At 73.7% G+C, this 5,533-nt stretch carries 5 protein-coding genes; 1 reads left to right on the top strand and 4 read right to left on the bottom strand.

Annotated elements, in window-relative coordinates:
- Positions 1–181 precede the first annotated feature (181 nt).
- The 4 genes from BV907_RS17985 to BV907_RS17970 form a co-directional block, all read right to left on the bottom strand.
- Positions 182–2,221, bottom strand: coding sequence for a PTS fructose transporter subunit IIABC (locus BV907_RS17985; protein ID WP_077491122.1), 2,040 nt, complete (start codon positions 2,219–2,221; stop codon positions 182–184).
- Between the two features lie 12 nt (positions 2,222–2,233).
- The gene (locus tag BV907_RS17980) at positions 2,234–3,196 is read right to left on the bottom strand and encodes a 1-phosphofructokinase family hexose kinase (RefSeq protein WP_077491121.1); all 963 of its coding nucleotides are present in this window, start codon (positions 3,194–3,196) and stop codon (positions 2,234–2,236) included.
- Complete coding sequence (locus BV907_RS17975; RefSeq protein ID WP_077491120.1) at positions 3,193–3,978, bottom strand: DeoR/GlpR family DNA-binding transcription regulator; 786 nt, start codon at positions 3,976–3,978, stop codon at positions 3,193–3,195. Before BV907_RS17975 ends, BV907_RS17980 begins: the two co-directional genes overlap by 4 nt.
- A 196-nt stretch (positions 3,979–4,174) precedes the next feature.
- Positions 4,175–4,426, bottom strand: coding sequence for a DUF6458 family protein (locus BV907_RS17970; RefSeq protein WP_077491119.1), 252 nt, complete (start codon positions 4,424–4,426; stop codon positions 4,175–4,177).
- 149 nt (positions 4,427–4,575) lie between these two features.
- Between BV907_RS17970 and BV907_RS17965 the strand changes: the two genes are divergently transcribed.
- Entirely contained in the window at positions 4,576–5,475 is a 900-nt protein-coding gene (locus tag BV907_RS17965) for a hypothetical protein (RefSeq protein ID WP_245828081.1), read from the top strand.
- Positions 5,476–5,533: the final 58 nt, after the last annotated feature.

Below are 5,533 nucleotides of genomic sequence, written 5' to 3'. Positions count from 1 at the left end.
GACGGCCTTGGCCGCGGCCCGGATCCGCTCCGCCCCCGCCAGGGCGTCCTCGCCCGTCCCCGCCCCGGCCGGGGGCTCCGCGACCGGGGCCGGCATCTGCCGCACCGGCCCCAGAACACGCCCCGGGGTCACACCGACACCATGAAACTGCTGCATTGATTTCGACCTCTCGTGCGTCCGCTCAGGCGGCGGCGGGGACCGGCTCGGCGGCCACGGGAGCCTTGCGGCCCACGTAGCGCTTGAGCGCGATGGTGGTGAGTGCGGTGACGACCACGCCCGCGGCGATCGAGACCACCCACAGGAGGAAGTTGTCGATCGCGAAGAAGACGAAGATTCCGCCGTGCGGGGCCTTCGAGCCCGCGCTGAACGCCATCGACAGGGCACCAGTCACGGCGCCGCCGAGCATGGACGCCGGGATGACGCGCAGCGGGTCGGCCGCGGCGAACGGGATCGCGCCCTCGGAGATGAAGGAGGCGCCCAGCAGCCACGCGGCCTTGCCGTTCTCGTGCTCCGTCGCGTTGAAGTTCCGGTGGTCGATGACGGTCGCGAGCGCCATCGCGAGCGGCGGGACCATGCCGGCGGCCATGACGGCGGCCATGATGAGGTACGGCGCGGTGTTGTCGGCGCTCGCGGCGCTCAGGCCGGCGACGGCGAAGGCGTAGGCCACCTTGTTGACCGGGCCGCCGAGGTCGAAGCACATCATGAGGCCGAGGATGATGCCCAGCACGACGGCGGTCGCGCCGCTCATGCCCGTGAGCCAAGTGTTGAGCGCTGCCGTGAGAGCCGCGATCGGGCCGCCCAGGACGAGGAACATGAGGCCGGAGGCGATGATCGAGGCCACGAGCGGGATGATCGCGACCGGCATGAGGCCGCGGAGCCAGCGCGGCGCCGGGAGCGTCGCGAGCCAGTGCGCGACGTAGCCGGCCAGGAGGCCGCCGACGATGCCGCCGAGGAAGCCCGCGCCCATGAAGCCCGCGACGGCGCCGGCGACGAAGCCGGGGGCGATGCCCGGCCGGTCGGCGAAGGCGTACGCGATGTACCCCGCGAGCGCCGGGACGAGGAAGCCCATCGAGAGGGCACCGATCTTGAACAGCACAGCCCCGAGGTACGCCCCGAGCGGGCCCCACGCCTGTGAGCCGAACTCCGTGGGCAGGTTGCCGAGGTTGTTCTGGACGACGATCGTGTCCGCGTAGGCCGTGATGTCGAAGCCGCCGAGGAGGAAGCCGAGCGCGATGAGCAGACCGCCGCCGGCCACGAACGGGATCATGTAGCTCACGCCCGTCAGGAGGGCGCGCTTGAGCTTGCCGCCGACGGACTCCTGCCGGTCCCCGCCGGAGGCCGACGCCGCCGCACCCCGTGCCGCGACCACACGGCGCCCGCTTGGGTCGGCGGCCACGGCGAGGGCCTCGTCGAGCATGACGCCCGGCTCGTCGATCCCGCGCTTGACGGGCGACTGGACGTACGGCTTGCCCGCGAAGCGCTCCTTGTCGCGGACGTCGACGTCGACCGCGAACACGACCGCGTCCGCTGCGTCGATCACCGACTGGGCGAGGGGCGTCGCCCCCGCCGAGCCCTGCGTCTCGACCTGGACGTCCAGGCCCCGCTCCTTGCCGGCCGCGACGAGCGAGTCGGCGGCCATATACGTGTGCGCGATGCCGGTCGGACATGCGGTGACGGCGACGATCTTCTTGAGGGGGCGGCCGCCGCCGTCGCCGGCGCTGGCTGCCGCAGCGGCCGCCGCGGCCGGCGTGCCCGCCTCGACGGGGGCGGTGAGGCCGAGCGCGTCGTTGACGAGGGCCACGACGTCCTGCTCCGACGAGGCCGCGCGGAGGGCCGCCGTGAAGTCCTTCTTGATGAGGCTGCGGGCGAGCTTGGCGAGGAGCTTGAGGTGCTCCTGGTCGGCGCCCTCGGGGGCGGCGATGAAGAAGACGAGGTCGGCCGGGCCGTCCTTGGCGCCGAAGTCGACCGGTCGGGACAGGCGCGCCATCGCGAGGGAGGGGACGGTGACGGCGGCCGAGCGGCAGTGCGGGATCGCGATGCCGCCGGGCACGCCCGTGGCGGTCTTCTGCTCGCGGGCGTACGCGTCCGCGAACAGGCCCTCCGCCTCGGCGGCGCGGCCGGCGTCGGCGACGCGTCCGGCGAGGTGCCTGATCACGTCCGCGGACCCGGCGCCGAGGGAGGCGTCGAGCACCACGAGCTCGGTGGTGAGGAGATCGGTCATGGTCAGTCCTTCTTAGAGGGCCGTGACGGTCACGGCAGAGGGATCGGTCTGGTGCACTGCCGGGACGGTGGATCCCGGCAGGGACGCGGCAGCGGCACCGTGGGCCACGGCCTGGCGAAGGCGGCCCACAGCGTCCGCCCCGGAGAGGTCGGCCAGGAGGTACCCGGCCAGGGACGAGTCGCCGGCACCCACGGTGCTGACGGCCCGGATGGGGGAGTGCGTGGCGTGCCACGCACCCTCGGCCGTCACGAGGACGGCCCCCTTGGAGCCCAGGGTCGCGAGGACGGCGCCCACGCCGGCCTCGACGAGAGCCTGGGCGGCCGCCGCCGCACGCTCCGGCGACGCCTCGAGCTCCGCCGGGGAGCCGACGTCGGGCAGCCCGGCCAGCGCGGCGAGCTCGGCGAGCTCGTCGGCGTTCGGCTTGAGCAGCTCGGGGCGGCCCGCGAGCGAGGCTGCCAGCGGCCCGCCCGAGGAGTCCACCGCGATCTTCGGTGCGGCCCCGCCGTCGTCCGCCCGCAGGCGCTCGGCGACGGTCGCGTAGAAGTCCGCCGGCACGCCCGGGGGGAGCGAGCCCGCGAGGACCACCCAGGCGGCACCGCGCGAGCGCTCGACGAGAAGGTCGACGAGCTCCTTCGTCAGCTGCTCCGTGAGCTCCGGACCCGGCTCGTTGACCTTGGTCGTGACCCCGTCCGGCTCGGTCAGCGTCACGTTCGAGCGCAGCGGGGCCCCGATCGGCAGCGCCGCGAACGGCACGTGCGTCGCGGAGAGCCCGGCGAGCACGGGGTCGCCGGCGTCGCCCGGGAGCACTGCGAGTGTCTCGAGGCCCGAGGCCTTGAGCGCGCGCGAGACGTTCACGCCCTTGCCGCCCGACTCCTGCCGGACGGACACGGCGCGCTGGACCTCGCCGCGCGCGAGCGGGGCGCCGAGCTCGACCGTGCGGTCGAGGCTCGGGTTGGCGGTCAGGGTCACGATCATGAGGTCACCACTTCCACTCCGGCCTCCGCGAGCGCGGCGGCCAAGTCCCCTTCCGGGGCACGGTCGGTCACGAGGGTGTCGAGCTGGTCGAGCCGCCCGAACTGGACGAGCGTCTCGACGTTGAACTTCGTGTGGTCGGCGATCACGACGACGCGCCGCGCCGAGCGCACGAACGCCGCCTTCACGGCTGCCTCCTCGGCGTCCGGGGTGCTGATCCCGAAGGCGGGGTGCACGCCGTTCGCGCCGACGAAGGCGAGGTCGGGGCGGAGGCGCTCGACGGCGTCGATCGTCGCCTGCCCGACGGCGGCGCGGGTCACGGGGCGGATGCGGCCGCCGAGGAGGTGGACGGCGAGGCCCGGCTCCGCGGCGAGCTTGTCCGCGATCGGCAGGGCGTTGGTCATGACGACGAGCTCGCGGCCGTTGTCGGCGCGTGAGCCCAGGAGGCGCTCGGCGATCGCCTCGGTAGAGCTCCCGGCGTCGAGCAGGATGCTGCCGGCGCGCGAGGAGGTGATGAGGGCCGCGGCGGCGTCCGCCATCCGCTGCTTCTCGGCGAGGTTCTGCACCTGGCGCTCGAAGAGCGCCGTCTCGGCGGTGCTCGCGCGGTCCGCCGGCACAGCGCCGCCGTGGACGCGGCGCAGGACGCCGGCGGCCTCGAGGGCGGCGAGGTCGCGGCGGACGGTCTCGGTCGTGACGGAGAAGCGGTCGGCGAGTTCGGTGACGCTCACGCGGCCTGCCTCGGCAACGCGTGCGGCCACGAGCCGCTGCCGCTCCTCAGCGAACATCTCACACTCCTCGACATCCTCGTCCGGCCCTGTGGTGCCAGTCACATCAACGTGGGATTGATCGACTTTATCTTTGTTTGTGTGGCATTGTCAACGGTTCCAACACAAACAAAGATCGGCCCGGTGGAGGGGCTGGAATCCCCTCCACCGGGCCGATGGGCCGTTGGACTCGCGGTGGAGTGTGCCTCGCGGGCGGCTAGGCCTCGCGGGTGTCCCGTCGGGTCACGGTATCGCCCGTGTCCGGGTCGACCGTGTTGCGGGACTCCGTCACGCGGCGGTGCGGACGGCTGCTCATCATGACGATCGAGACGACGAGGCCGAGCACGCCGACGCCGATGAGGATGTAGCCGACGAGGGTCTGGTCCACGAACGGGATGAGCCCCGGGGTGACGGCGAAGGCGAGGATCGCGCCGACGGCGATCAGGAAGATGGAAGCACCGATGCCCATGACTAGCTCCTTCCGCTGGGCGCCGAGAGCGCGTGCCAGCCCTCTGGCAGGCCAGCCCTACGTCACCCTTTCCCAACGGCCGGCGGGGCCAAACATCGCGGCCTCATCCGGCGCGGACGCGGGTCCCAGAGCGGCGCTACGCTGGGGGCATGGCGAGACAGAACCGCGCCCTGCGGATCGCGCAGGACACCGCCCATCAGGCCATGTTCGACGCCGAGGGGCGCGCGACGCCGGGCCTGCACCGGGCCCTCCTCCGAGCCGTCGAGGTCCAGCGCCCGCTCGTGCTGGCCAACCTGCGGCGCATGCGCCGGCAGCGGCCCCATGACACGCCGGCGCAGCTGAGCGCGCGGCTCGAGCGCGACTACCTGGCCGCCGTCGCTGGCGCGGGTGCCGCCGTGGGCGGCTCGGCCGCCATCCCCGGCGTCGGGACCGTCGCATCCCTGGGCCTCTCCGCGGTGGCGACCGTCGGCTTCCTCGAGGCGACCGCCTTCTACGCTGCCTCGGTCGCCGAGCTCCACGGCGTGCACCTCGAGGATCCAGATCGGGCCCGGACCACCGTCATGGCCATCATGCTCGGCGAGGAGGGCACGGCCCTGCTGAGTGCCTTCACGGGCCAGGCCCTCGGCCGCAGCAACGGCGCGAAGGGCGCGTGGGGCGCCGCCGTGAACCGTTCGCTCCCCGCGTCGGCGGTCAAGGCGCTGCAGGGCCGCCTGCAGAAGCGGTTCCTCGCGTGGCTGCTGAGGAAGCAGGGCACGGCCCTCCTCGGCCGCGCCGTGCCCTTCGGGATCGGCGCCGTCGTGGGCGGCGCTGGCAACCTCATGATGGGCCGCGCCGTCATCCGCGCCACGAGCGAGGCGTTCGGCGGCGCCCCGGACGTGCTCCCCGGCGAGTTCGCGGACGACGCCGGCGCCCGCCCGCGCGGGTCCGCGGCGCCGAAGGCGATCCCCGGCGCCGGGACGCCGGGTGAGACGCCCGAGCAGCAGGTCGAGCGCGAGATCGAGGAGCGCCGGGCGCGCCTGCGCGAGCAGGCCAGGTCCGAGCAGCCCTAGGGCGTGTTGCTAAAGCTGGCGTTGAGCCATGCGAGTGATGCGGCGAGGGTGATTGCGG

This window comes from Sinomonas mesophila (genome assembly GCF_001999765.1).
GTDB lineage: Bacteria > Actinomycetota > Actinomycetes > Actinomycetales > Micrococcaceae > Sinomonas > Sinomonas mesophila.
This window is presented reverse-complemented; position numbering and strand designations above follow the sequence as displayed.